At 66.1% G+C, this 24,658-nt stretch carries 24 protein-coding genes; 15 read left to right on the top strand and 9 right to left on the bottom strand.

Annotated features, from left to right (window positions below; genetic code table 11):
* Positions 1-21 precede the first annotated feature (21 nt).
* Positions 22-204: a Flp family type IVb pilin gene (locus AC4PRM_RS13485; protein WP_373256436.1), complete on the top strand. Its 183-nt coding sequence runs from the start codon at positions 22-24 to the stop codon at positions 202-204.
* A 7-nt stretch (positions 205-211) separates the two neighbouring features.
* Here the strand turns inward: AC4PRM_RS13485 and AC4PRM_RS13480 are convergent, their stop codons facing one another.
* A complete protein-coding gene (locus tag AC4PRM_RS13480; protein ID WP_492040255.1) occupies positions 212-1,096 on the bottom strand; it encodes a methyltransferase domain-containing protein in 885 nt (294 codons plus the stop codon).
* On the opposite strand from AC4PRM_RS13480, the gene AC4PRM_RS13475 reads away from it, so the two are divergent.
* From AC4PRM_RS13475 to AC4PRM_RS13455, 5 genes are read left to right on the top strand one after another with little or no spacing between them, the layout of a single operon-like run.
* Positions 1,095-1,898 (top strand): ComF family protein, encoded by an 804-nt coding sequence (locus AC4PRM_RS13475; protein WP_492040254.1) that lies wholly within the window; start codon positions 1,095-1,097, stop codon positions 1,896-1,898. The two genes, AC4PRM_RS13480 and AC4PRM_RS13475, sit on opposite strands and share 2 nt — an antisense overlap.
* Positions 1,899-1,957: 59 nt before the next feature.
* Positions 1,958-2,215: a glutaredoxin 3 gene (gene grxC / locus AC4PRM_RS13470; protein ID WP_373256433.1), complete on the top strand. Its 258-nt coding sequence runs from the start codon at positions 1,958-1,960 to the stop codon at positions 2,213-2,215.
* A 9-nt stretch (positions 2,216-2,224) separates the two neighbouring features.
* The gene (locus AC4PRM_RS13465; protein WP_373256432.1) at positions 2,225-3,064 is read left to right on the top strand and encodes a carbon-nitrogen hydrolase family protein; all 840 of its coding nucleotides are present in this window, start codon (positions 2,225-2,227) and stop codon (positions 3,062-3,064) included.
* Positions 3,061-3,492 (top strand): DUF1178 family protein, encoded by a 432-nt coding sequence (locus AC4PRM_RS13460; protein WP_373256431.1) that lies wholly within the window; start codon positions 3,061-3,063, stop codon positions 3,490-3,492. Before AC4PRM_RS13465 ends, AC4PRM_RS13460 begins: the two co-directional genes overlap by 4 nt.
* Complete coding sequence (locus AC4PRM_RS13455; RefSeq protein ID WP_492040253.1) at positions 3,492-3,998, top strand: GNAT family N-acetyltransferase; 507 nt, start codon at positions 3,492-3,494, stop codon at positions 3,996-3,998. The genes AC4PRM_RS13460 and AC4PRM_RS13455 overlap by 1 nt, the downstream gene beginning before the upstream one ends.
* Positions 3,999-4,002: 4 nt before the next feature.
* On the opposite strand, the gene ubiG is transcribed toward AC4PRM_RS13455, so the two are convergent.
* A complete protein-coding gene (gene ubiG, locus AC4PRM_RS13450) occupies positions 4,003-4,758 on the bottom strand; it encodes a bifunctional 2-polyprenyl-6-hydroxyphenol methylase/3-demethylubiquinol 3-O-methyltransferase UbiG (protein ID WP_492040252.1) in 756 nt (251 codons plus the stop codon).
* Between the two features lie 127 nt (positions 4,759-4,885).
* Here ubiG and AC4PRM_RS13445 point away from each other — a divergent pair, with 127 nt between their 5' ends.
* The 5 genes from AC4PRM_RS13445 (at position 4,886) to AC4PRM_RS13425 (ending at position 11,422) form a co-directional block, all read left to right on the top strand.
* Entirely contained in the window at positions 4,886-6,145 is a 1,260-nt protein-coding gene (locus tag AC4PRM_RS13445; protein WP_373256428.1) for an aspartate kinase, read from the top strand.
* Positions 6,146-6,197: 52 nt separating this feature from the next.
* Positions 6,198-8,465 (top strand): phosphoenolpyruvate--protein phosphotransferase, encoded by a 2,268-nt coding sequence (gene ptsP / locus AC4PRM_RS13440; RefSeq protein ID WP_373256427.1) that lies wholly within the window; start codon positions 6,198-6,200, stop codon positions 8,463-8,465.
* 109 nt (positions 8,466-8,574) lie between these two features.
* Positions 8,575-9,690 (top strand): helix-turn-helix domain-containing protein, encoded by a 1,116-nt coding sequence (locus AC4PRM_RS13435; protein ID WP_492040251.1) that lies wholly within the window; start codon positions 8,575-8,577, stop codon positions 9,688-9,690.
* A 60-nt stretch (positions 9,691-9,750) separates the two neighbouring features.
* Positions 9,751-10,911, top strand: a complete 1,161-nt coding sequence (gene ispG, locus AC4PRM_RS13430) for a flavodoxin-dependent (E)-4-hydroxy-3-methylbut-2-enyl-diphosphate synthase (protein ID WP_492040250.1) — start codon at positions 9,751-9,753, stop codon at positions 10,909-10,911.
* Between the two features lie 139 nt (positions 10,912-11,050).
* A complete protein-coding gene (locus AC4PRM_RS13425) occupies positions 11,051-11,422 on the top strand; it encodes a hypothetical protein (protein ID WP_487921441.1) in 372 nt (123 codons plus the stop codon).
* 61 nt (positions 11,423-11,483) lie between these two features.
* Here the strand turns inward: AC4PRM_RS13425 and AC4PRM_RS13420 are convergent, their stop codons facing one another.
* Entirely contained in the window at positions 11,484-12,263 is a 780-nt protein-coding gene (locus AC4PRM_RS13420) for a sulfite exporter TauE/SafE family protein (protein WP_492040249.1), read from the bottom strand.
* A gap of 169 nt (positions 12,264-12,432) precedes the next feature.
* On the opposite strand from AC4PRM_RS13420, the gene prfA reads away from it, so the two are divergent.
* Complete coding sequence (prfA, locus tag AC4PRM_RS13415; protein WP_492040248.1) at positions 12,433-13,500, top strand: peptide chain release factor 1; 1,068 nt, start codon at positions 12,433-12,435, stop codon at positions 13,498-13,500.
* A 326-nt stretch (positions 13,501-13,826) separates the two neighbouring features.
* Here the strand turns inward: prfA and AC4PRM_RS13410 are convergent, their stop codons facing one another.
* Both AC4PRM_RS13410 and AC4PRM_RS13405 read right to left on the bottom strand, forming a co-directional pair.
* Entirely contained in the window at positions 13,827-14,492 is a 666-nt protein-coding gene (locus AC4PRM_RS13410; protein WP_492040247.1) for an SOS response-associated peptidase family protein, read from the bottom strand.
* Positions 14,493-14,503: 11 nt separating this feature from the next.
* The gene (locus AC4PRM_RS13405) at positions 14,504-15,100 is read right to left on the bottom strand and encodes a COG3650 family protein (protein WP_492040246.1); all 597 of its coding nucleotides are present in this window, start codon (positions 15,098-15,100) and stop codon (positions 14,504-14,506) included.
* Between the two features lie 236 nt (positions 15,101-15,336).
* On the opposite strand from AC4PRM_RS13405, the gene AC4PRM_RS13400 reads away from it, so the two are divergent.
* Positions 15,337-16,494, top strand: coding sequence for a zinc-dependent alcohol dehydrogenase (locus AC4PRM_RS13400; protein WP_487921445.1), 1,158 nt, complete (start codon positions 15,337-15,339; stop codon positions 16,492-16,494).
* A 177-nt stretch (positions 16,495-16,671) separates the two neighbouring features.
* Positions 16,672-16,857 (top strand): GrpB family protein, encoded by a 186-nt coding sequence (locus AC4PRM_RS13395; protein ID WP_492040245.1) that lies wholly within the window; start codon positions 16,672-16,674, stop codon positions 16,855-16,857.
* On the opposite strand, the gene AC4PRM_RS13390 is transcribed toward AC4PRM_RS13395, so the two are convergent.
* From AC4PRM_RS13390 to clpB, 3 genes are all read right to left on the bottom strand, one after another.
* The gene (locus AC4PRM_RS13390; protein ID WP_492040244.1) at positions 16,854-18,020 is read right to left on the bottom strand and encodes a helix-turn-helix domain-containing protein; all 1,167 of its coding nucleotides are present in this window, start codon (positions 18,018-18,020) and stop codon (positions 16,854-16,856) included. The genes AC4PRM_RS13395 and AC4PRM_RS13390 overlap by 4 nt on opposite strands.
* A gap of 84 nt (positions 18,021-18,104) precedes the next feature.
* Positions 18,105-18,734 carry a hypothetical protein gene (locus AC4PRM_RS13385; RefSeq protein ID WP_492040243.1) on the bottom strand — a complete coding sequence of 210 codons (630 nt, stop codon included), beginning with the start codon at positions 18,732-18,734 and terminating at the stop codon, positions 18,105-18,107.
* 139 nt (positions 18,735-18,873) lie between these two features.
* Entirely contained in the window at positions 18,874-21,462 is a 2,589-nt protein-coding gene (gene clpB, locus AC4PRM_RS13380) for an ATP-dependent chaperone ClpB (RefSeq protein WP_492040242.1), read from the bottom strand.
* A 173-nt stretch (positions 21,463-21,635) separates the two neighbouring features.
* Here clpB and AC4PRM_RS13375 point away from each other — a divergent pair, with 173 nt between their 5' ends.
* On the top strand, positions 21,636-22,277 hold the full coding sequence (locus tag AC4PRM_RS13375; protein WP_492040241.1) for a LysE family translocator: 642 nt from the start codon (positions 21,636-21,638) through the stop codon (positions 22,275-22,277).
* Positions 22,278-22,296: 19 nt separating this feature from the next.
* Here the strand turns inward: AC4PRM_RS13375 and AC4PRM_RS13370 are convergent, their stop codons facing one another.
* A complete protein-coding gene (locus AC4PRM_RS13370) occupies positions 22,297-24,615 on the bottom strand; it encodes a TonB-dependent receptor domain-containing protein (RefSeq protein WP_492040240.1) in 2,319 nt (772 codons plus the stop codon).
* Between the last annotated feature and the right edge of the window lie 43 nt (positions 24,616-24,658).

Below are 24,658 nucleotides of genomic sequence, written 5' to 3'. Positions count from 1 at the left end.
GCCGCCGCGAAAGGGGGCCGAATGCGACGCCTGATTTCGCGCTTCATAGTTGATGACAGCGGCGCCACCGCGATCGAGTACGGCCTTATTGCCTCTCTCGTCTTTCTGGTAGCGCTTGGCGCGATTACCGCCTTTGGCGGAGCCAGCACCAATATGTTCAACGCCGCGCTTAACAAAATCAGCGCCGCTATCGCAGGCGGCTGAGTCTTACTCAGCCTTCGCCGGTCTGCTCCTGAACACCGAGTGCATCCGCCAGCCTCATTTTCGCTGACCCTCGCGCCAGCGGCTTCTGCTGGCTTTCATGGGGGGCCCATCCGGCGAGGTGGATGATCTCAAAGGTGGCGGGTATGCGCCCGTCGGCCTCGGCGTGTCGTTCCGCATATAGCTCCGCTGTACGCGTCAAAATCTTGCGGGTCAGCGGTCTGACGTGGCCTGTCAACACATTGGTTTCACCCATGGCCCGCAGGTCTCGCACCAGGGCCAGCAGGTCGGGATAGCGCACCACCACCCGGTCAACATCGCTGACGGGCAGTGCAAATCCAGCCCGCTGCAACAGGGCAGCCCCGTCGAACCCGTCGGCAAAGGGGGACACCCGCGCCTGGGCTCCGCCACTCACCTCCAGTTCGGCTTGGGTCAGAGCTCCTCGTAACTCCTTCAGAGTGCCTGCTCCCAACAGGGTTCCCAGGAACAGGCCGTCCGGCCTTAGGGCGCGGCGGATCTGCGTCAGGGCACCGGGCAGATCGTTGGCCCAGTGCAGGCTCATCAAAGAGACGATCAGGTCCTGCGATTGATCGGCCAAAGGTAGAGGCTGCGCCCCCGGTGCCGTGCGCGCCGCTGGATCGCCGACCGACAATACGTTCCCGACCCTGGTTGCCGCCACGCTGTCCGCCAGTTGCCGCGCAAAAGGCTCCGGGTGGGCCGACAGGTCGACGGCGTCCGGAAAGTCGCGCAGGATGACGTCCAAGCTATGAACCGCATTCTCGGCGGCGCGGTCATGCAGGAAGTCGGCCCCGGCGAACAGGCGTTCGCTGCGGGCCAGGCGGGCGGCACGACGACGGGCGTCGAAGATGGCGGGGGGACCGGAGGAGGCGTTCATGAACCTTCAGGATGGGGGCTGGCGCGCGCGATTGAAAGGTGCGGGGCCTGTCGGGCTGTTCGGACGGCGTATGGGGCGAGGCCTGGCGGACCTGCTGCTGCCCTCGCTGGCGCACGACAGTCCCGAGGCCACGGCCTCCGCAGGGCTGACGCCGGACGCCTGGAGCCGGGTCGTGTTTCTGGAAGACCCGGTCTGCGACGGCTGCGGTGCGGCGTTCGAGGCCGATGGTGGGGCTTTCGCCGCCAGCCGGTGCGCGGCGTGCCTGGCCCAGCCCTATGCCTTCGCCCGCGCGCGTGCGGCCTGTGTCTATGACGAGGCGTCGCGTGGCCTGGTGCTGAAGTTCAAGCATGGCGATCATCAGCCTTTTGCGCCCCTGTTCGCGCGCTGGATCAGTCGGGCGGCCGCGCCCCTGCTGACTGAGGCGGATGCGGTCGTGCCGGTGCCGCTGCATCCCTTGCGTCTGATATCGCGTCGCTTCAACCAGGCCGCAGAGATCGCCCGTCCACTGGCGGCGTCCAGCGGGCTGGACTACCTGCCTGACGCTCTGGTGCGCCAGACCCATACGACAAGCCAGGGCGGCAAGTCGCTGCGTGGGCGTCGGCTGAACGTGAAGACGGCCTTTGCCGTCACCGAGGCGGGGCGACGTCGCATCAAGGGGCGGCGCATCCTGCTGATCGACGACGTGCTGACCACCGGAGCGACCGCAGAGGCGTGCGCGCGGGCGCTTCTGCAGGGCGGGGCACGCGCTGTCGATCTGGCGGTGATCGCGAGGGTGCGAACTGCTAGGGAATTGCCTACATAGGGGGCAACCACCAGCCGCGACTGCGGTTAGGATCAGACCCCAACATTCGGAGAACCGCCTTGGCTGACGTCGTCATCTACACAAAACCCGGCTGCCCCTACTGCACGGCGGCCAAGGCCTTGCTGGACAAGAAGGGCGTGGACTTCACCGAGATCGTCGCCTCCAACGATCCGGAGAAGAAGCAGGAAATGATTCAGCGTTCGGGCGGGCGCATGACCTTCCCGCAGGTGTTTGTGGGCGAGAAACACATCGGCGGCTCCGACGATCTGCATGCGCTCGATGCGCGCGGCGGTCTCGATCCGCTGCTGGCGGCCTGACACCTCGCGATGAGCAGCCTGAACATCGCCCTGATTCAGACCCGGACGCCCGCGACGCCGCAGGCTGCGCTGGACCACGTCTTGCCCCTGATCCGGCAAGCGGCGGCAGGCGGCGCTCAGCTGATCCTGACACCCGAGGCGACCAACTTCCTGATCAGAGACCGCGCCGCACGTGACGCCGTTCTGGCCGATGCCGACGCAGATCTGGTCGTGCAGGGACTGCGCGATCTGGCGCGGGAGCTGAAGGTCTGGCTGCTGATCGGTTCGGCCATCGTCAAATCCGGGCACGAGGGCGACGACAGGGCGGCCAACCGCTCGATCCTGATCGATGACACCGGCGTTGTGGTCAGCACATACGACAAACTGCACGTCTATGATGTCGATCTGCCCACCGGCGAGCGTTGGCGCGAAAGTGCGTCGATCCGGCCGGGCGATGCCGCCGTTGTGGCCGACACGCCCTGGGGCAAGCTGGGGCTGACCATCTGCTACGACGTGCGTTTCGGTCATCTGCACCGTGCGCTGGCCAAGGCGGGAGCGTCGATGATTGCCGTGCCCGCGGCCTTCACCGTGCCGACCGGTGAGGCGCACTGGGAGACGCTGCTCCGCGCGCGCGCAATCGAAAGCGGGGCTTATGTCCTGGCCCCGGCCCAGGCCGGTGCGCATGAGGACGGGCGTCGTACCTGGGGTCGTTCCACTGTCGTGGCCCCATGGGGCGAGGTAGTCGCCAGGCTGGACGACGACGCGCCCGGCGTGCTGTTCGCCCTCCTGGATTTCGATGCCGTGGCGCGGGCACGGGAGGCCGTGCCGCAGCTGACCCACGACCGCGACTTCGCCCTGCCGACCGCATGATCCGCTATGCCCTGAAATGCGAGCATGACCACGGCTTCGAGGCCTGGTTCAGCGCCTCCGCCGACTATGACGATCAGGCGGAGCGCGGTCTGGTCGAGTGTCCCTTCTGCGGCTCGCGCGATATCGGCAAACAGATCATGGCCCCCGCCGTCGCGGGCACGCGCAAGTCAGCGGTGTCTGCCGATCCCGCCGCCCTCCAGACCATGATGATGCAGGCCGCCCGGGAGGTCCGATCCCATGTCGAACAGAATTTCGACTACGTCGGCGACGCCTTCGCCCGCGAGGCCCGCGACATCCACGAAGGCCGCTCCGAGAAGCGCGAAATCTACGGCGAGGCGACACCCGCCGAGGTGAAGAAACTGCGGGATGACGGCGTACCTTGCGCCCCTTTGCCCGTCCTGCCGCCCGACCCGTCCAAGGCGCATTAATGGCCGCCGCTCCGCTGGCCTGGCGTCCAATGACCACCGCAGACATCGACGGCGTCGTCAGGGTTGCGCGGCTGTCGTTTCCCGATCACTTCGAAAGCCGGGCCTGTTTCGAGAACCGACTGGCGCTCAGCCCGGCCATGTCGTTCGTGCTGGCAGGGGCTGACGACACCGTGCGTGGCTATCTGTTCGCCTATCCCTGGAAGGGCGAGACCGCTCCCGCTCTGAACACCCTTATCGAGGCGATTCCGGCGGAGGCCGACCGCATCTATCTGCACGATCTGGCGCTTGATCCCGCCGTGCGAGGCGGTGGCCATACCCGCAGTATCGTCGAACGGCTGGTCGATCAGGTGCGGGCGGACGGCTGGACGATGATGGCCTTGGTCGCCGTCAATGACGCGACCGCCTTCTGGCAGCGGATGGGCTTTCACCCCGTCACCTCACCGGAGCTGTCCGCGAAACTGGCCAGCTATGGCGACGACGCTCGCTACATGGTGCGTGAACTTTAGGCGCTCAGTCCCGGGTGGCGATCATCATATAGTTGATGTCGGCCTCGCCCTCGCTCCAGCGGTCGTTCAGAAGTTCATACTCCAGGCCATAGGGGCCGGTGACGGTCACCGGTTCGGCCGACAGCATGGTGCGGATTTCGTCGGGCTTCAGAAACTGTCGCCAGTCGTGGGTGCCTGCGGGTACCCAGCGCAGAACATATTCCGCCGCGACCTTGCCCAGCAGCAGACCCTTCAGCGTACGGTTCAGGGTAGCCACGATCATGATCCCGCCCGGCTTCACTAGCCGCGAACAGGCCCGCACAAAGCCTTCCGGATCGGCGACATGTTCGATGACCTCCATTGTCAGCACAACATCGAACGGCCCGGCCCCTTCGGCCTCCAGCTGTTCGACCGTGGCGGCGCGATAGGCGATGTCCAGGCCGGTCATCTGCGCATGGGCGCGAGCGGTTCCGATATTCTCGGACGAGGCGTCGACAGCCGTCACCTCGAAGCCCAGCCGCCGCATCGGCTCAGCGATTAGCCCCCCGCCGCAGCCTGCGTCCAGCAGGCTCAGACCTGCGAAGGCCTCGCGCTGGCGGATGTCTCGCCCGAACCGCTCGGCGACCCGATCCCGCACAAACTGCAACCGCGCCGGGTTGAACTTGTGCAAAGGCGCGAATGGTCCACGCGCGTCCCACCAGGTCTCGGCCTGGGCCGAAAACCTCGCCACATCGGCGGGGTCGATCGAGGGGCCGGAGGCCTGGGCGTCGTTGGTGTCCATAAGACCCTGTTGCCTTTGGGGTTTGCGCGTCGTCCGCCGGTCGTTAGAAGCAACCGTGGCTGCGGGAGTGAACCCTGACGCCATTCGATACCATACAGCCTCATGGCACAGGGAACGACACGCTGAAATGACGCGGCTGGTGATGAAATTCGGTGGCACCTCGATGGGCGACCTTGAGCGCATCCGCCGTGCTGCCCGGATCGTCGCCGCAGAGGCCGCGACGGGCAAGCAGGTCGCCGTCGTCGTTTCGGCCATGGCGGGCAAGACCAATGAGTTGGTGGCCTGGACCGACGGCGCGGGCCGACCCGGCGAGGGCGTAGCGATGTCGGACGACGAGTACGACGTGGTCGTGGCCTCGGGCGAACAGGTGACGGCGGGCCTTCTGGCCCTGACCCTGCGCAACATGGGGCTGAATGCGCGCAGCTGGATGGGCTGGCAGATTCCCATCCTGACCGACGACGCCCACGGCCGCGCCCGTATCGAGGATGTGCCGGGCGAGGTTCTGGGGGCCGCAATGGACGCGGGCGAGATCGCCATTGTTCCAGGCTTTCAGGGCGTGACCCGCGGCGGGCGGATCACCACCCTGGGCCGCGGCGGCTCGGATACGTCTGCGGTCGCCGTGGCGGCGGCGCTGTCATGCCCGTGCGACATCTATACCGACGTGGACGGCGTCTACACCACCGACCCGCGGATCGAGAGCCGTGCCAGGCGTCTGGAAAAGGTGTCCTACGAAGAGATGCTGGAAATGGCCTCGCTGGGGGCCAAGGTGCTTCAGACCCGATCCGTCGAACTGGCCATGGCCAAACAGGTGCCTGTACGGGTCCTGTCCAGCTTCATCGAACCTGACGAGAATGGCGCGCTGCCCGCCAATGCCGGCACCCTGATCTGCGACGAGGAGGAAATCGTGGAAAAACGTATCGTATCCGGCGTGACCATGAGCCGTGACGAAGCCCGCATCACCCTGCTGGGGCTGGCGGACCGCACCGACGCTCCGGCGGATGTCTTCACCCGCCTGGCCGAGGCCAGCGTCAATGTGGACATGATCGTCCAGAGCCAGGCCCGCACGGAAGGCACCGTCAACCTGACCTTCACGACAGGTCGCAGAGACGCGCAGCGCGCGGCGGAACTGATGCGGGCCGAACAGGCCCAGATCGGCTTTGAGGAGCTTCGCGTTGACGAGGACGTGGCCAAGGTTTCGGTCGTCGGCGTCGGTATGCGCAGTCATGCCGGTGTCGCCCAGACCATGTTCCGCGCCCTGGCCGACAAGGGCATCAAGTTCCAGGCCATCTCGACGTCCGAGATCAAGATCAGTGTCCTGATCGACGCCGCCTATGCGGAACTGGCCGTCCGCGCACTTCATTCCGCATACGGTCTGGAAGCGGTCTAGGAATAGTCACATCGAGCGCCCATTTGCGGCGTGAGCTTTACGGGAGGGCGGATTGGCGGCTGGCGGATTGACGACGAGGGGGCCGCGCAGCCTGCTTCGCCAGATCCGCGAGGCGATGGCCGGTGCGGCTCCGGCCCAGGAGCGTCTGGACCACGTGGTCCGCACCATCGCCCAGTCGATGGTGGCCGAGGTCTGCTCCATCTATCTGCGCCGGTCGTCGGGTGAGCTGGAACTGTTCGCCACCCAGGGTCTGAAGCCCGAGGCCGTCCACAATACCCGCCTGCGCCCAGGCGAGGGCCTGGTGGGCGAAGTCGCCCGCACCGCCCAGCCGATCAGCCTGTCGGACGCCCCGTCCCACCCCAGCTTTTCCTACCGTCCGGAAACGGGCGAAGACCCCTATCACGCCTTCCTGGGCGCGCCCCTGCTGCGCGGCGGCCGGGCCATCGGCGTGCTGGTCGTCCAGAACCGCTCCGAACGGCGCTATGACGAGGAAGAGGTCGAGGACATCCAGACCATCGCCATGGTCCTGGCCGAGACGGTGGCGTCGGGCGAGTTGCTGGCCCAGGACGAACTGCGCGATATTGAAGTAGCTCCGCACCGTCCGGAGCGGTTGAAGGGCCAGCGGTTCGCCGAGGGTCTGGCCTATGGCCACGTCGTACTGCACGAGGCCCCGGTGCCGCCGGAAAACCTGCTGGCCGAAAACCAGCAGGTGGAGGAAATCCGTCTGCGCGAGGCCCTGATCGGGCTGAAGGCCCACATCGACGCCATGCTTGAGGGCGGCCGCGTCAAGCTGGCGGGCCAGTCGTTCGAGGTGCTGGAAACCTACCGGATGTTCGCCGACGACCGCAGCTGGAACCGGTCGCTGGAGGAGGCAGTGCGCACCGGCCTGACTGCCGAGGCCGCCGTCGATCGTGTGCGCAACGAACACCGCGCTCGCTTCGCCCAGGCCCGCGACCCCTATATCAAAGAGCGGCTGCACGACTTCGAGGACCTGGCCAACCGCCTGTTGCGGTTCCTGGCTGGGGACAAGCCGGGCGAGCGCGACCTGCCCGACGACGCCATCCTGGTGGCGCGCAACCTGGGGCCCGCCGACCTGCTGGAATATCCCCGGCACAAGTTGAGAGGCCTGCTGCTCGAAGAGGGCTCGGCCGCCAGCCACGCCGCCATCGTGGCGCGGGCGTTGCAGATTCCCTGCGTCGGCCGCCTCATGGGCCTGCGCGACCGCCTGTCCGAAGGCGATCAGGTCATCGTCGACGGCGAGACAGGCGAGGCCTATCTGCGGCCTCGTCCCGACATGCTGGCCGCCGTGCAGTCGCGCATGGAGGTGCGCAGCCAAAGGCAGGCCGAGTTTGCAAAGCTGCGAGACGTGGATGCCGTCACCCTCGATGGCCAGCGGATCACGGTCCTGACCAATGCGGGCCTGGCGGTCGATCTGGAGAACCTGAACGAGACGGGGGCCGAGGGCATCGGCCTTTTCCGCACCGAATTCCAGTTCATGGTGTCCGAGGAGCTGCCGCGTCTGGACAGTCAGACGGCGCTCTACAAACTGGTGCTGGATACGGCCGGCGACCGCCCCGTCACCTTCCGCACGCTCGATATCGGTGGTGACAAGGTTCTGCCCTATCTGGAGACGGAGCGGGAGGAGAACCCCGCCTTGGGTCGTCGCGCCATTCGCCTGGGTCTGGACCGGCCGGGCCTTCTGAGATTGCAGTTGCGCGCCCTTCTGGCGGCAGGTGCCGGACGCGAACTGCGCGTCATGTTTCCCATGATCGCTACGGTCGACGAGTTCAGGGCCGCGCGCGAGCTGGTCGATGTCGAGTGCGATTGGGCCCGGCGACGCGGGCGCGAGCTGCCCGCCCTTCTGCGGGTCGGAGCCATGATCGAATGCCCGTCACTGCTATGGCATCTGGATGCACTGCTGCCGCTGACGGACTTCGTCTCGGTGGGGACGAACGACCTTTTCCAGTATATGTTCGCCGCCGACCGGACCAATCCGCTGGTGTCGGATCGCTATGATCCGATGTCGCCGCCTGCACTGAGGGCCCTGGCCGAGATCCAGCGGAAATGTGCCGACACCGGCACGCCTGTCTCCGTCTGCGGCGAACTGGCGGGTCGGCCACTGGAAGCCTTTGCCCTGCTGACGCTGGGCTTCACCCGGCTGTCGGCTCCGGCGGGTGGAGTGGGGCCAGTCAAGCGGATGATCCTGTCCGCCGATTTGACGGCCGCGCGCCGCGCCATGAGCGGCCTGCTGGGCTCCTCGGCTGGTTCTATCCGGGGCGAGCTGGAATCGCTGGCCCGCAAGCTGAACGTCATCCTTTAACGCCTGCCGTTGAAGCGGCGCGGCCTGTGTTCTATGCACGCGGCAGGGCTCTGACGCGGTCGCAGGCCCCAATCCATTCTTCGATACGCCGGTGACGAGGGCGGGCCTGATGGCGGTGAAAAGGGGGGCAACCTCCGCAGAGTTGGGGCCTCGCGCCGATCCCGCCGACGCCTCGGTCGAGGATGCACTGACGCTGGGCGACGCCTTGCGCGCGGCCCGCGAGCGTAGCGGGCGATCCCTGGCCGAACTTTCGACCCAGACCAAGGTGCACACCCGCTATCTGACCGCAATCGAGCAGAACGATTTTTCCATACTGCCCAACAGGGTGTTCTCGATCGGCTACGTCCGTTCCTATGCGGCGGCTCTGGGGCTGGACGAACAGTCGGCGGTCGAGCGCTTCAAGCGCGAAAGCCCCGATCCGACAGTACCGCTACAGGCCCCGTCCGGCATCGCCTATGAGGATGTGAAGCGGAACTCCGGACGCCTGGCAGCGGTAGGCGGCCTGCTGCTGCTGGCCGTCGTCGGCTGGAACATCTTTCAGCGGGTCAGCCTGGTCCAGGCCCCGCGCCCGTCGGATATCGCCCAGGTGCCGCCAAACTGGGCGACGGATAAATCCGTGGACAAGGCGGGTCTGAGGCTGTCCGGTCCCGCCCCGGCACCCGCCGATCAGACCGTGCCTGAACTTTACGTCACACCGGGGCTTGAACTGCAGATGACGGGCGTCGCCCCCGCAACACCCGAACAGCTGGCAGCCGCAGCAGCCTCGGCTACGCCGGTGCGCAAGGCCTTCAACCCGCGTGGAGCTCTCTACGGGGCCCCCGCCACCGCCTCCCATGTCGTGCTTCAGGCCTCCAAGGCGGCCAATATCGTGGTGCGGCTGGCCGACGGTCGTGTGCTGTTTGCGCGGCAGTTGACCGAGGGTGACGCCTGGCGTGCGCCGATTGGCGTGTCGGCTACGCTCGACGTGTCCGAGCCGACCGCGTTCGACGTCTACATCAACGGCGAATATGCGGGCGTCATGCCTGCGCTGCAGGTACCGCTGAGCCAGTTCAACAGCCGTGCCGAAGCGCAAATCCGGCAGGCCGCCGAAGAAAATGCGGAACGTACACGTCAGGCCCAGCTTCAGGCTGCCCGTCAGGCGGCCACCAGACCGTCTGCTCAGACCCCGGTCGTCCCCATCAGCCCGTCTGCGGTACCTGTCGCACCAGTGACGTCTCCGCGCTGACCGCTTGCGACGTCGGCTGTCGTGGTCTTGTGAACAGGCATCCCCTATATTGGACGCATCATGAGCGCTGATCACTCCTCCGAACTGGGTCACATCCGTCCGTGGCGGCATATCGAGCGGCGCAAGAGTCGTCAGATCATGGTTGGCAATGTGCCCGTCGGCGGCGGCGCGCCGATCACCGTCCAGTCGATGACCAACACGCTGACCTCGGACGCGGCCGCGACCCTGGAGCAGATTCGTCAGCTTGAAGAGGCCGGGGCCGATATCGTCCGGGTCTCCTGTCCCGATGTCGAATCCACCGAGGCCTTCCGGACCATCGTGCGTGAATCGCGGGTCCCGCTCGTGGCCGACATTCATTTTCACTACAAGCGCGGCATCGAGGCGGCCCAGGCGGGTGCCGCCTGCCTGCGTATCAACCCCGGTAATATCGGCTCGCCCGACCGCGTCCGCGAGGTCATTCAGGCGGCCAAGGACCATGGTTGTTCGATGCGCATCGGCGTCAACGCCGGGTCTCTTGAGCGCGAACTGCTGGAGAAATACGGCGAGCCCTGCCCCGACGCCATGGTCGAGAGCGCCCTGAACCACGCCCGCATCCTGCAGGATCACGACTTCCACGAGTTCAAGATTTCGGTGAAGGCGTCCGACCCCTTTCTGACCGTCGCCGCCTATCAGCAACTGGCCGAGGCCATCGACTGCCCGCTGCACCTGGGCGTGACCGAAGCCGGCCCCTTGCGCACCGGCACGATCAAGTCGGCCATCGGTATGGGGTCCATGCTGTGGGCAGGGATCGGCGACACCATCCGCGTGTCGCTGGCGGCCGATCCGGTTGAGGAGATCAAGGTCGGCTTCGACATCCTGAAATCGCTGGGCCTGCGGCACCGGGGCGTGAACATCATCGCCTGCCCGTCCTGCGCGCGTCAGGGCTTCAACGTCATCGAGACGGTCGGCAAACTTGAGGAACGGCTGGCCCATATCACCACGCCCATGTCGCTGTCGATCATCGGCTGCGTCGTCAACGGGCCAGGCGAGGCACTCTATACCGACGTGGGCTTCACCGGCGGGGGTGCCGGGTCCGGCATGGTCTATCTGAACGGCAAGATCGCCCACAAACAGCACAACGACGGCATGATCGAGGAGATCGTCGCCCAGGTCGAGGCCAAGGCAGCGGAGCTGGATGCGGCGCGGGCGGCGGAGCAGGCTATGCTGGAGGCGGCGGAGTAGCCGTTGAGCTCAACTCCAAAGATCACCTCTGTAGCTTGCATAGCTTCCTAGACACACCGGTGTTCGACGTTTAGTCACGACCAGTGATCTCCGTGTTTTGCGGAGAGTTCCTTGGGGGAATCCTGTGAAGAAAACTGCGATGGCGCTCGCCGCCACGATGCTGCTTGGTGCCTGCACCACAACCGAACGCGTCAGCGTTGTCCAGCCAGGCGATAGGGCCATGACCTGCACAAGCTTGCGGGCCGAGTTCGTCAAGTTGGAAGAAATCACGAAGGATGGTCAAAGCGACCAGGGCGTGAATGCAGCCAACGTCGGAGCTGTGCTATTCTTCTGGCCCGCAGCAGTCGGAAACTACTTTTCGGCGCGTGACGCCATGCAGATTGCCGACCGTCGTAAAGAGCATCTCATGACGATCTACAATGAAAAGCGTTGCGACAACCCGGCTAACGCAGACCTCGTCTTCCGCGTTCCTAACGCGCTTCTAACCCCTTTGACCTACGGTATGCACTAGGCTGTGACTTGATGTGTGTTTTGAGGGCGGGATCGGCGGTGCCGGTCCCGCCTTTTTCATGTCAGGCGATGACCCCCGCCAGTTGCAGGCCCTGGAAGGCGGACAGGATCAGCAGGAGGAAACCCACCGCATAGGTCAGGACCTTGCGCGGCACCTTCTTGACGATCAGGCCCGCAAACGGGGCGGCGATCAGGCCGCCCACGACCAGGCCTGCCACGGCGGCAAAGTGGTGTTCCAGTGCGCCCGCCTCTTCCCAGTGGCCGGTGACCAGGGCCCAGACGAAGGTGGCGCTGATGGCCACCGTCAGGAAGAACTCGGCGGTATTGACCGTGCCGATGGCGCGGCGCGGCTCCTGGCCGGCCCCAACCATGGCGGAGGAGACCGTGGGCCCCCAGCCGCCGCCGCCGATGGCGTCCAGAAACCCGCCGACCACTCCGACCGGAGCCATGACCCAGGCGGGCAGGCGGCGTGGCCTGGCGTCATGTCCGGCCCGCCACAGGATCCAGATGCCAACGATGGCCAGATAGGCGATCACGAACGGCTTGATCACGTCGCCCTCGATCCCCGACAGCACATAGGCCCCCAGCGCCCCACCGATGACCCCGGCGATGGCGAGGGGAAGCAGCAGCCGCCAGTCGATGTTGCGGTGCCAGGCGTGGCTGCCCGCCGAGGCGGCGGTGGTGAAGACCTCGGCGGCATGGACGCTGGCCGAGGCGGTGGCGGGCGGCACGCCCAGCGCCAGCAGCACCGACGAAGAAATGACGCCGTAGGCCATGCCCAGGGCTCCGTCGATCGCCTGGGCCAGCAGGCCGACCATCAGAAACAGCAGGAAGGTGTCCATTCAGCCCCCGACGGAAGCAGCGCGTCGCGAGCTCCAGATTCGATGTAATGCGCCATGAGACGAAGCGTTACGGGCCAGCAGCCGAATTCTGCGGCCGGGGCTGCGCATCGACAGGCGGGACGCGGCGGGGTAAGGCTCCGCCCCTTTTCAAGACCCAGGATTTGCTGCCTTGCGACTGCCCCAGGCCCGGCTCGATCAGGTTCTCGACCGTTTCCACCAGGTGGAGGCGCGGATGGGTGCGGCCACGGACGGCCAGGAGATCGTGCGCCTGTCCAAGGAGCACGCCGAGATGAAGCCGGTGGCCGATGCGGTCATGGCCCTGGCGAAGACCCGGGCGGAGATGGCCGATCTGGAGGCCATGGCGTCTGATCCCGAGATGGCCGAGATGGCGGCGGAGGAGCTTCAGGCCCTGCGCGAGACCCTGCCCGACATGGAGCGGGAGGTAGCGCTGCTGCTGGCCCCGCGCGATGCGGACGAGAACGCCAGCGCCGTGCTGGAAGTGCGGGCCGGGACGGGCGGGGACGAGGCGGCGCTGTTCGCGGGCGACCTGTTCCGCATGTACAGTCGCTATGCGTCGAGCCGCGGCTGGCGGGTCGAGGTGGACAGCCTGACCGAGGGTGACGCCGGGGGCTTCAAGGAGGTCATCGCCACGGTCACGGGCGACGGCGTCTTCGGCCGGCTGAAGTTCGAGAGTGGGGTGCACCGGGTGCAGCGCGTGCCGACGACGGAATCGCAGGGCCGCATCCATACCTCGGCGGCGACGGTGGCGGTGCTGCCCGAGGTCGAAGATGTCGAGATCGAGATCCACGACAAGGACATCCGCATCGACACCTTCCGCGCGTCGGGCAGCGGCGGCCAGCACGTCAACACGACCGATTCCGCCGTGCGGATCACCCACCTGCCGACCGGCATCATGGTGACGTCGTCGGAGAAGTCGCAGCATGTGAACCGCGACAAGGCGATGAAGAACCTGCGGGTGCGGCTGTACGACATGCAGCGCCAGGCCAAGGATCTGGCCCGGTCCGATACGCGCAAGAGCCAGGTCGGGTCGGGCGACCGGTCCGAACGCATCCGCACCTACAACTTCCCGCAGGGGCGGGTCAGCGACCACCGGATCAACCTGACCCTGCACAGCCTGCCGCAGATACTGGAGGGGGACATCGACCCCCTGTTGAACGCCCTGATCGCGGAGGATCAGGCCGCGCGTCTGGCCGATCTGGAAGCCGAGATGGGCTGAAGGCCGGACGAAAAACAGAGTCCACTCAGTCCACTCGGTCCACCCTGGGGTCCAGTGTCTCCATGAGCCAGAAAACGGAACCGCCGCGCGCGTCATGATGCGGCGATGTGTGGGAGTCCGCCTGCGGCCTTGGGGCGGCGGTGCGGAAGGGGACTGTCAAAGACCGCAGGCGTGGGCCCTCAGGGGGACCGCCGGGCATTCTACCACGGGCCGGAGGCGTGCTGAGGAAAACGGTCGCATGACCGCCGGGCGAGGGTCCAGAAGGGCCGATTCGGGGCCCGGAAGGACCGGATGATCTGTCCCCGGAATGACCGCTCCCGGACCTCTCAGAGATCGAAAAGGGTTGGGGTCTGTCCGTCGTTACGGGAGGGGGAACGCCGGGGCGCGGCGGTGGCGATCAGGGTCCCGGCGGGCGGCGGGATCAGCAGGTCGGCGGCGGGCCGTCGGTCAAACAGCCAGTCGGCCCATGAGGCGGGCGGCAGGGGGATGACGCCGCGCGAATGATAGGGAGCGATGTCGGGCCCGGGCTCGCCCGTCAGCAGGGCGAAACCGTCGACGTCACCCTCGCCACCTGCCCCGACCCCCGCACGCCAGACACAGGCCAGCATCAGCACCGCGCCACCGGCGTCCGACAGCCGCCAGCGGGTCTTCGGATAGGTGTCGCCGGTGAACTCATAGAAGCCCGAGACCGGCAGCAAAGCCCGGCCCGAGGCCGCCGCATTGGAGACACCGCGCCCCTCGGAGCGCAGGTTGATCACGGGCGGGCGTTTGGGGGCAGAGGCCTTCAGACCGAACCGGGCGGGGGCCAGCAAGGCGCGGTCGTGCCCGTCGGGGGCGGCCCGGACGATCCGGTCGGCCTCGGTCGGACGCACCTCTTCGCGTGGCTCCAGATTGGGCAGGCCGCCGCCGTCCATCCCGACATCTATGCCTGCATGGGCGAAGGCATCGACCAGCTGTCGCACCGAGAACCGGGATTCATAGGAGGCGCACATCGGCCCGCCGCCTAGGGCAGCGGGCGGGCGTCGGGTTCGGACGCGATCAGGGGGGTGACGTCGGGCGCACCGTCCAGGGGCGTGGCGGGCGGTGCGGTGGGATTGGTCGGATAGGTCCGACCGTCGTAGGTCAGGCGCACCCAGCCGGCGTCAGCCCCGCCGCCGCTGATGGAGACGGCCAGGTCGCGCCAGCCGTTGGTCGAGGTGGTCAGGACGCCGACGGGCGCCTGGGTCACGCTGGTGCGGGTTACCACGCGCCAGCCCTCGCCCCCATCCCCGTCGTCTGGCGACAGCACATAGAGGTTGCACCCGCCCGAGCTGCAGACCATCGGCCCCATGACATAGGCCAGGACCTCGTCCGTGCCGTCGCCGTTCAGATCGACGGACGCCTGGGCATAGGTCAGCGCTCCGTCTTCGGCGTGCAGGCCGCGAAGCGCCGTCTCCAGCCCGGCGGGCGCGGCCTGTGAGGGGACTGGGGGCGAGGTTGGCGTAACGGCGGGGGCGGTCGCTGCCGGGGGTGCAGGCTCGGGCGTATCGGGCTGGCCACAGGCGGTCAGCGCGAGGGCCAGCATCGGGAGGAGGGAAACGGACAGGGCAGAGCGGATCATGGCAGGGCCTTTCGTGTCGGTTCGCCCTTCAACGTCCCATGATACAAAGGGGATGCAAAGGCCGCCATGCGCCTGCTCGACGGCCATCCGCACATGTCGATCTTCATCTGCGACGGGGTGGAGGTGATGCCGGTGATGGGGGGACGCCGTCCAAGCGGAGCCATAAAAAACGAGTACTTGTGGGGAACGCGCGTCTGCGCCGAACCTTCTCACTGTTCATCGACAGGGAGACGACCATGAAAGCGTTATGCTGGCACGGCAAGGGTGACATCCGCTGCGAGACGGTGGACGACCCCGAAATTCAGGATGGCCGCGACGCCATCATCCGCGTCACCTCCTGCGCCATCTGCGGGTCTGACCTGCATTTGTACGGCGGCTTCGTGCCCGGCATGAAGTCCGGCGACGTCATGGGCCACGAGACGATGGGCGAGGTCGTCGCCGTCGGGAAGGACAACACCAAGCTGAAGGTCGGCGACCGCGTCGTGGTGCCCTTCACCATCAGCTGTGGCGAGTGCGACTACTGCAGGCGCGGGCTTTATTCCGTTTGCGAACGATCCAATCCCAATGGCGCGGAACAGGCGAAACAGATCGGTTACCCGACCGCCGGGCTGTTCGGTTACACCCACATGTATGGCGGCATCCCGGGCGGACAGGCCGAATATCTGCGCGTCCCCTATGCCGACGTCGGGCCGATCAAGGTGCCGAACGGCCTGACCGACGATCAGGTCCTGTTCCTGTCCGACATCTTCCCGACCGGCTGGATGGCGGCCGAGAACGCCAACATCCAGCCCGGCCAGACCGTCCTGGTGTTCGGCTGCGGCCCCGTCGGACAGTTCGCCATCCGCAGCGCCTTCATGATGGGGGCCGAGCGCGTCATCGCCATCGACCAGGTGCCCGAGAGGCTGCAACTGGCCCGCGACGCCGGGGCCGAGACCATCGACTTCTCCGAGGGCGACCTGCAGGAGCGGATCAAGACCATGACGAACGGCGTTGGCCCGGATTCGGTGATCGAGGCCGTCGGCCTGGAAAGCCACGGCTCGGGCAGCCTGATGGAAAAGGTCCAGGAGACCGTCGCGGGCAAGATGGAGCGCCCCTACGCCCTGAACGAGGCCATCGTCGCCTGTCGCCCCGGCGGCACGATCAGCCTGCCCGGCGTCTTTGTCGGCGTCATCCCCACCATGATGGGGGCCTTCGTCGGCAAGGGCCTGACCCTCAAGACCGGCCAGACCCACGTGCAGCGCTATCTGGAACCCCTGATGCGCAAGATCGAAGAGGGGGAAATCGACCCCGGCTTCCTGATCACCCACAAGATCAAGCTGGAAGACGGCCCGGACGCCTACAAAATGTTCCAGGAGAAGTCCGACGGCTGCGTGAAGGTGGTCATCAACCCCTAGGCCGGGGGTGCCCGGCGGCGAGGAGACCGGAGGCCCCCGTGGAGACGCGGGGGTCTTGGTCTTTCAGGCGGTCGATCGGTTGGGCGTCCGCTGCGACGCCGGACGATCCCCAGACGGTCGAGCGGGCGAATCATCTGCACATCCATGCGCGCGGGGATGCCATGATCCCCTGGTGCCTTGGCCTTCCGCGACCGCCTGCGCGCCGAGCCCGCCACGGCCGCTGCCTATGAGGCCGAAAAGTCCCGCTGCGCGGCCCTGCATCCGCAGGACAGCGCGGCCTATGCGGCCTGCAAGAAGGCTTGGACGGATCGGGTGGCGGCGGAGGCGGTGCGAAGACCGATGAAGCCGTCAAGCTCTACCTAGCTTTTTGCTCCAGGACGGAGCGGGAAAACCCTCCCGCCGGGTCCAGCCAGGCCTTCTATTCTAGGCTTCAGCCGAGGCTCCAGCCTTACGACGTTTGCCTCAGACGGAGCAAAAAAGCCCTCATTCAAGCCCGCGAGTGTTTCAACATCACCCGCAGACAACCCGATATCCCTCAACAATTCCGACCGTCTGACTCCGCCTTCGCCCACGATCATCTCGATCGATGTCTTTAGGTTCACAGGACCCTCTACTGGCAGGCTATCATCAAGCGGCTCACCTCCCCGCCACCTTCTGTAACTGTAGTACTGCCAGAGGCGACGTTCATACTCGGGTGTAACGCGCTCAATTGCCCGTAGGCGCATGATCATGGCCGCGACTGATACTTTCCATTTCTCCTTGATACGGACCATCGCCTCCAAGGAGTTCGAGAACAGGTCGTCAGAAAACGACTGCTCAGGAAGTAAAAATGCACCAGCAAAGGCCATTGCCTGCTCTTCAATGAGCGCGAAGTTTTCAAACAGATCAATCGAACTGACCTGTCTATGGAGAATGATATGGCCGAGTTCATGGGCGGCATCGAACCGCCTGCGTACCCCCACATTTTTGTCTCTCGCCAACAGCATGTAAGGTCGCTGGCTGACTTCAGACCATCGAGACACACCATCTAAATCCGCCGAACCGATATTGTCTTCAGCAACAACAATGCCAGCGTTCTCGATCAGAAGCAGGAGATCATCAATGGGGCTATCTCCTAGGTCCCAATAATCTCGAAGGTCATCTGCGATGCGTTGAATATCGGGCAGTCGAAGCGTCCTGAAGTCACGGCCATCCATGAAGTCGGGGACGTCGACATCGGGCATGTCGACATAGTCACTCAGGGTTTCCTCTATCGCTTCAACGAAACCAAGCCTGGCTTCTGCCTTATCCCGGAGTTGACCAAGGCTCCGCTTCAACGATCTAAAAAACGCCGCACGGCTGCCGCGTTCGACCGGCTTAAAAAACCAAGTCGGCTCTACGCTCAAGACTTTCGCCAAAACGGGGATAGCGGCCGGTTCTGGCGACTGCGTCGAGTTTGGGTTCTCCCACTTGGAGACTGCGGACTCCGACCAGTCAATACGCTCAGCAAGCTCCGTCTGACGAAGCAAGCGAGCCTCCCGGGCCATCTTCAGACGACCCGGTACGAATCCTTCGACCCTCGCGGGCATCCTAGACCCCCACGTCCATTGGCTTTGATATCAAACGCATACTTAGTCTTTGTTCTTCGGGTTTCGTTTCAGAACGATTTTCTTTCGGGCGACCGTTCGGCGCGCAGGCTTCTTAACCGCCGCATCCGCATCCCGGAGTTCGACCATAAGATCGAATAGGGAATAGCTGTAATATGCCTGTGTCAGGTCATGCGACGGGATGTAGAAGCCAGCGTATATGGGGGCGTCAGGCTGTGTCGCTGAGTACTCAACTACGATCATCGCCCCAAAAGTCCCCGACGGGATGAGCCGGGGAACCTTTGTCTCACGCTCGTCAAAGAGGGGCAGTTGGGGGTCGAGCGGGCGGTTCCGGGCCACCATTTGCTTCACATACTTGCCTTTGGCACGCAGCACTCGTCCCGAACGTTTCCGGTCGACAACGCCGAGAGTCACAGAAAACGCCCCGAGATGAAGAAGGGGGAACGACCAAGACGGCGGCTCCGTAAATCCTGTCGTTGCCTCAAGTCCCGCACGTTCGGCGGCGCGACGGACGGCGAGGTCTAATTGCCAGCGTCGAGTTGACCCTCTGGCCTGAACGGCGGGTCGGCCCTTTTCATCAATCGGAATGATCACAGTGGCGTTGGAGAACGCAGCGTCGATCTCTTCCGACAGTGCGCGGAAAAATTGGATCAAGACCGCGCTACTTGGCCCCCGGAGAAGAAGTTGCACCGGATTAAGAGGTTCGCGCCGCGACATCGCCGACCCTTCGCAAAAATGACGAACCGACTCATATCTTGCGAACGTCCGAATATCAAGTGCCAACTTTGCGCCGCTAATGCACCCGCGCCTTCCCGATCTCCAACCCGTCCGCACCCGCTGACACCGCGATCACGCTGCCGTCCTCGATCTCGCCCGCCAGCAGTTTTCTCGCGATCGGATCGACCAGATCCTTCTGGATGACGCGCTTCAGGGGACGCGCCCCGTACACCGGGTCGTAGCCGCGGTCGGCGAGCCAGGCGGTGGCGGTGTCGTCGAGCGCCAGGGTCAGGCGGCGGTCGGCCAGCAGCTTCTCGAACCGGGCCAGCTGGATACGGACGATGCCGCCCATCTGTTCGCGGCCCAGGCGGCGGAACAGGATGATCTCGTCGATGCGGTTCAGGAACTCGGGCCGGAAGTGGGCGCGGACCTGGTCCATGACATAGGGGCGCACGCTCTCGACGTCGTCGCCCTCGGCCTGACCGGCCAAGGCCTCTGATCCCAGGTTGGAGGTCATGATGATCAGGGTGTTCTTGAAGTCGATGACGCGGCCCTGACCATCCGTCAGGCGGCCGTCGTCCAGCACCTGAAGCAGCACGTTGAAGACGTCGGGGTGGGCCTTTTCGACCTCGTCGAACAGGATCACCTGATAGGGGCGGCGGCGCACCGCCTCGGTCAGGGCCCCGCCCTCGTCATAGCCGACATAGCCGGGAGGGGCACCGATCAGGCGGCTGACCGAGTGTTTCTCCATGTATTCGGACATGTCCATGCGGGTGATGGCGGCCTCGTCGTCGAACAGGAAGGCGGCCAGGGCCTTGGTCAGCTCGGTCTTGCCCACGCCGGTCGGGCCCAGGAACAGGAAGGAGCCGAGCGGGCGGTTGGGGTCGTTCAGGCCGGCGCGGGCGCGGCGGACGGCGTCGGAGACGGCCTCCAGCGCCGCGTCCTGGCCGACGACGCGGTGACGCAGGGCGTCCTCCATCGATAGCAGTTTCTCGCGCTCGCCCTCCAGCATCTTTTCGACCGGGACGCCGGTCCAGCGGCTGACGACGGCGGCGATCTGTTCGGCGTCGACGACCTCTGGCGTCAGGGGGCCGGACTTGTCAGCCTCGTTCTCTTCGGCCTGGGCCAGCTGTTTCTCGATGCCGGGGATCTGGCCGTAGGCGATCTCTGACGCACGGGCCAGGTCGCCATTGCGCTGGGCCAGGGCCAGGTCGGCGCGCAGGCGGTCCAGGGTCTCGCGCAGCTGGGCCCCCTGACCGACCTTGTCCTTCTCTGCCTTCCAGCGGGCGGTCAGGTCGTCGGACTGGGTCTGGAGGTCGTCGATCTCGTCGTCCAGTTTTTCCAGCCGGGCGATGGAGGCCTTGTCGGTCTCCTTCTTCAGGGCCTCGCGCTCGATCTTGAGCTGGACCAGGCGGCGGTCGATCTCGTCCAGGCTCTCGGGCTTGGATTCGACCGCCATGCGCACGCGGCTGCCCGCCTCGTCGATCAGGTCGATGGCCTTGTCGGGCAGGAAGCGGTCGGTGATGTAGCGGTTGGACAGGGTGGCGGCGGCGACGATGGCGCTGTCGGAAATGCGGACCCCGTGGTGGACCTCATATTTTTCCTTCAGTCCACGGAGGATCGAGACCGTGTCCTCGACCGTCGGCTCGTCGATGAAGACCGACTGGAAGCGGCGGGCCAGGGCGGCGTCCTTCTCGATATACTTCCGGTACTCGTCGAGGGTCGTGGCCCCGACGCAGTGCAGCTCGCCGCGCGCCAGGGCGGGTTTCAGCAGGTTGGAGGCGTCCATGGCCCCGTCGCCCTTTCCGGCCCCGACCAGGGTGTGCATCTCGTCGATGAACAGGATGATGCCGCCCTCGGCCGCCGTGACCTCGGCCAGGACGGATTTCAGCCGCTCCTCGAACTCGCCGCGGTATTTGGCGCCGGCGATGAGCGAGCCCATGTCGAGGGCCATGACGACCTTGTCGCGCAAGGATTCGGGCACGTCGCCGTTGACGATGCGCAGCGCCAGACCCTCGACGATGGCGGTCTTGCCGACGCCCGGCTCGCCGATCAGGACGGGGTTGTTCTTGGTGCGGCGGGCCAGAACCTGGATGGTGCGGCGGATCTCTTCGTCGCGGCCGATGACGGGATCGATCTTGCCGTCGGCGGCGGCCAGGGTCAGGTCGCGGGCATAGCGTTTCAGGGCGTCATAGCCGTCCTCGGCCCCGGCGCTGTCGGCGGTCTTGCCCTTGCGGATGTCGGCGATGGCGGCGTCCAGCTTGTCAGGCGTGGCGCCCACGGACTTCAGGATCTCGCGGGCCGTGCCGCCCTCGCGCGCGATGGCGCTGAGCAGGCGTTCGGTGGTGACGAAGGCGTCGCCTGCCTTTTTGGACGCCTCCTCGGCGGCGGCGAAGACGCGGGCGGTGTCGCCGTCCAGATAGAGCTGGCCATTGCCGCCGCTGACCTGGGCGCGCTTCTTCAGGGCGGTCTCGGTCGCGGCCTCGGCCCTGGCGGCGTCGCCGCCTGCGGCGGTGATCAGGTTGCGGGCCAGGCCGTCGCGCTCCTCCAGCAGCACCTTGAGCAGATGCTCGGGCGCGAACTGCTGGTGGCGGCGGGCGAGGGCCAGGCTTTGGGCCGACTGGACGGCCTGTTTGGCGCGGTCTGAATAGAGGTCGAGGTTCATAGGGGTCCCCTTGGACAGGCGGATGTGGTCCGGCCCGCCCTCCACTGAGCGACGCGCCGCTGTGATCGAGGTGGGTGTGACGATCGGGTCACACAAGGGGGTGGCGCAGGTCACGATCAGGACTGTCGCGGCGGGCAGGCGAGGCCTAGGCTGATCGCCAGAGGAGGCCGCCCGTGATCCCGCATTCCGCATGGCCCGTCGACCCGGCCGTCATCGGCCCCTTTCTGCTGGCCGTGGCCCTTATCGAGCTGACGCCAGGGCCGAACATGGGATGGCTGGCGCTGGTGTCGGTGGCGCGCGGGCGGCTGGCCGGGTTCGCGGCGGTGGCGGGGGTGACGCTGGGGCTGGCGATATGGATGGTGGCGGCGGCCTTTGGCCTGACGCAGGTCTTTGCCGCCTGGCCGCCGCTGTATCAGGCCCTGCGCTGGGCGGGGGTGCTGTTCCTGCTGTGGCTGGCGTGGGAGGCGTGGCGCGAACCGGGAGCCACCGACCCGACCCCGGACGTGCGGACCCTGCGCGGGCTGTTCCTGCGCGGTCTGGCGGGCAATCTGCTGAACCCCAAGGCGGCGGTCTTCTATGTGGCGCTGCTGCCGACGTTCATGCGGCCGGGTCACGGCGCGCCCCTGACGCAGGCCCTGACGCTGGGCAGCCTGCATCTGGCCGTCGCCGTATTGGTGCACAGCCTGATCGTGCTGGGCGGAGCCGGGGCGGCGGGGCTGATCCTGCGGCGGATGCAGGGGCCCGCCATGCGCGCGGTGATGGCCGGCGGTCTGGTCGTGGTCGCCGCGTGGCTGGCCTGGGAGACGCGGACCTGAGGCCCGCGCCTGGCTGACATCAGCCGCCGGTGGGGGGCGGGGCGAAGTCGAATTGTTCGGGACGACGCTGGCCACCGCCGAAATTCCACGTCAGGCCGATATAGGCCGCGCGGCCGCCGAAGGTCTGGTCCGTCCGGTCCCGGAACGCAGGGGTGTCGATGGTGGTGGTCGAGCCGAAGTCGTCGAACACATCGCGCACCGTCATCTGTAGCGACCATTTGTCGTTCAGCTTGCGGCGATAGCCGAAGTTGACCAGCGTCGACTGTTCGCGCGTGCCCTGGGCCAGCAGCTGGTCCCCGGCCCAGATGCCGGACAGCTGGACGAAGTCTTCGGCCGTAGGCTGCCAGTTCAGGCTGAGGCGGCCCGAGATACTGTCGGCCTCGGAGTCCACCGCACCCGGAATGCCCGAGGCGTCGATCTCCTGACGGAAGACGTTGACGCTGGCGTTGTAGCGCAGCTTGGGATGCAGGGCCCCGTTGGCGACCAGTTCCAGCCCGGTCGAGCGGCTGGAGCCCAGATTTTCCGGACGGGTCAGGAAGACCCCGTCGCCCAGATCGCTGGTTACCTGGGTGAAAGCGTCCCGGGTGTCGCGGTAATAGAGGGTGGCCTGGTAGAAGGTCTGCTGCACCCGCTTCTGCCAGCTGAACTCGAAGGCATCCGTTTCCTGTGGTTCCAGGTCGGGATTGCCCGAGCGCAGGTTCTGCGGATCGCCATAGGTCAGGAAGGGGTTCAGGTCGCCCGGCTGGGGCCGCTGGATGCGGCGGCTGTAGCTGGCGCGCAGGGTCTGGGTGTCGTCCAGCTGATAGGAGACATGACCGGTCGGATAGGCGCGGAAATAGTCCTGCGAGGTCTGGATGTCGGAGGTGACCTGATCCAGATCCAGATTGGCCTGTTCCAGGCGCAGGCCGAACTGGGCCGACAGCTTCTCGCCAAAGGGCCGCTCATAGGTGGCGTACACGGCGTGCACCGTCTGATCGACATTGAACATGTTGGACACGGTCGGGTCCGGCGTCAGGGCCGCCCGGTCCGGCCCGCGCGCGACGGAGTTGTCCAGCTCCAGCATGGTGGCCTGAAGCTCATAGCCCAGGCGCAGGCGGGCACCGTTCGAGAAGGGGCGGACATAGGCGCTGGTGACGCCGATCTGGTCCTGTTCGTTCTGGTTGTTGATCACCTCGAAGAAGGGCGCGGCCGCCGGAACCTGCTGATCGACGGAGGTGTCGCCGCCGAATACGAATTCGTTTCGATCGAAACGGATTTCGTTGGTCCAGTCGTGCCCCTGTTCGCCAAAGCGGCGCACGACGCGGGCCGTGGCACCGGAGAACTGCCCCTCGAAGCCGCCGCTGGTGTCCCGGCGATAGGCCGAGGCAATGCCGCCACCCGCAGCATCGGCCTCGTAAAGGGTCAGGGCGTCCACGTTCACATCGACATCCGTGTGACGCAGCTCGGCGACCAGCTGGGTATTGGTGTCCAAATTGTATTCGGCGGCGAGCCGGACATAGAGATTGTCGGATGCGCCGTCATTGTTCTGGGTGGTACGCGACTGAAGGAACTGGCCCGAGCCGGTGTCCAGGGTTTCACGCACGCGCTCGACCTCGGCGGCAAAGCCGTCGTGGCGCACGCCGACGTCGGCGGACAGCGTCATCTTGCCGTTCACGTGAGCGACGTTGGCCCCGATGTTGTAGCGGCCGTCATCGCCGATATTGGCGCGGACCGAGCCGTTGGTGGTGACGCCGGGGCGCACGGTCGTGGGCTTGGTGATCAGGTTGATGACCCCGCCAGAGCCCTCGGGGCTATAGGCGGCGGAAGGGTTGGTCATGACCTCGACGCGAGCATACTGGTCCGCCGGAATCTGCTGGATCATCTGGCCGCGGCTGGGGCCGTTGAACTGGGTCGAGGGGCGACCGTCGACCAGGATGGTGACGTTGGCGTCGCCGCGCAGGCTGACGTTACCGTCCGGATCGACCTCGACCGAGGGAACATTGCGCAGGGCGTCGGCCAGGGTGCCGGTGGTGGCCTGAAGGTCGTTGGCCAGGCTGTAGCTGGTTGAATCGATGGAGGTACGGACGTCGTTCGGCCGGGCAGTGACGACGACGTCGGTCAGAGCCGTTTCTTCTTCGTCTTCCTCGGCCGGCGGAGCTGCCTCGGTCGCAGGCGGCGTCTGGGGCACCGGAGCGGGCGCTGGTGTCTGGGTCGCAGTGGCCGGAGCCGTCGTAGCAGGGGCCGTCGTTGCAGGCGCAGGGCGCGGCGTCTGGGTTGCGGGCGGCGTCTGGGCGAGAGCCTGGCCCGACGTGGCAGCAAGCGCGGTGCCGACCAACAGCATGAATTTGAACGACGTCATGAGAACCCCCGATGCACCGGTCACATAACGCGGTGCTGTTTCC

It is taken from the genome of Brevundimonas sp. DW-iso22 (genome assembly GCF_058725425.1).
The sequence above is the reverse complement of the archived record's forward strand: the minus strand, read 5'-3'. Positions and strand labels throughout refer to the sequence as shown.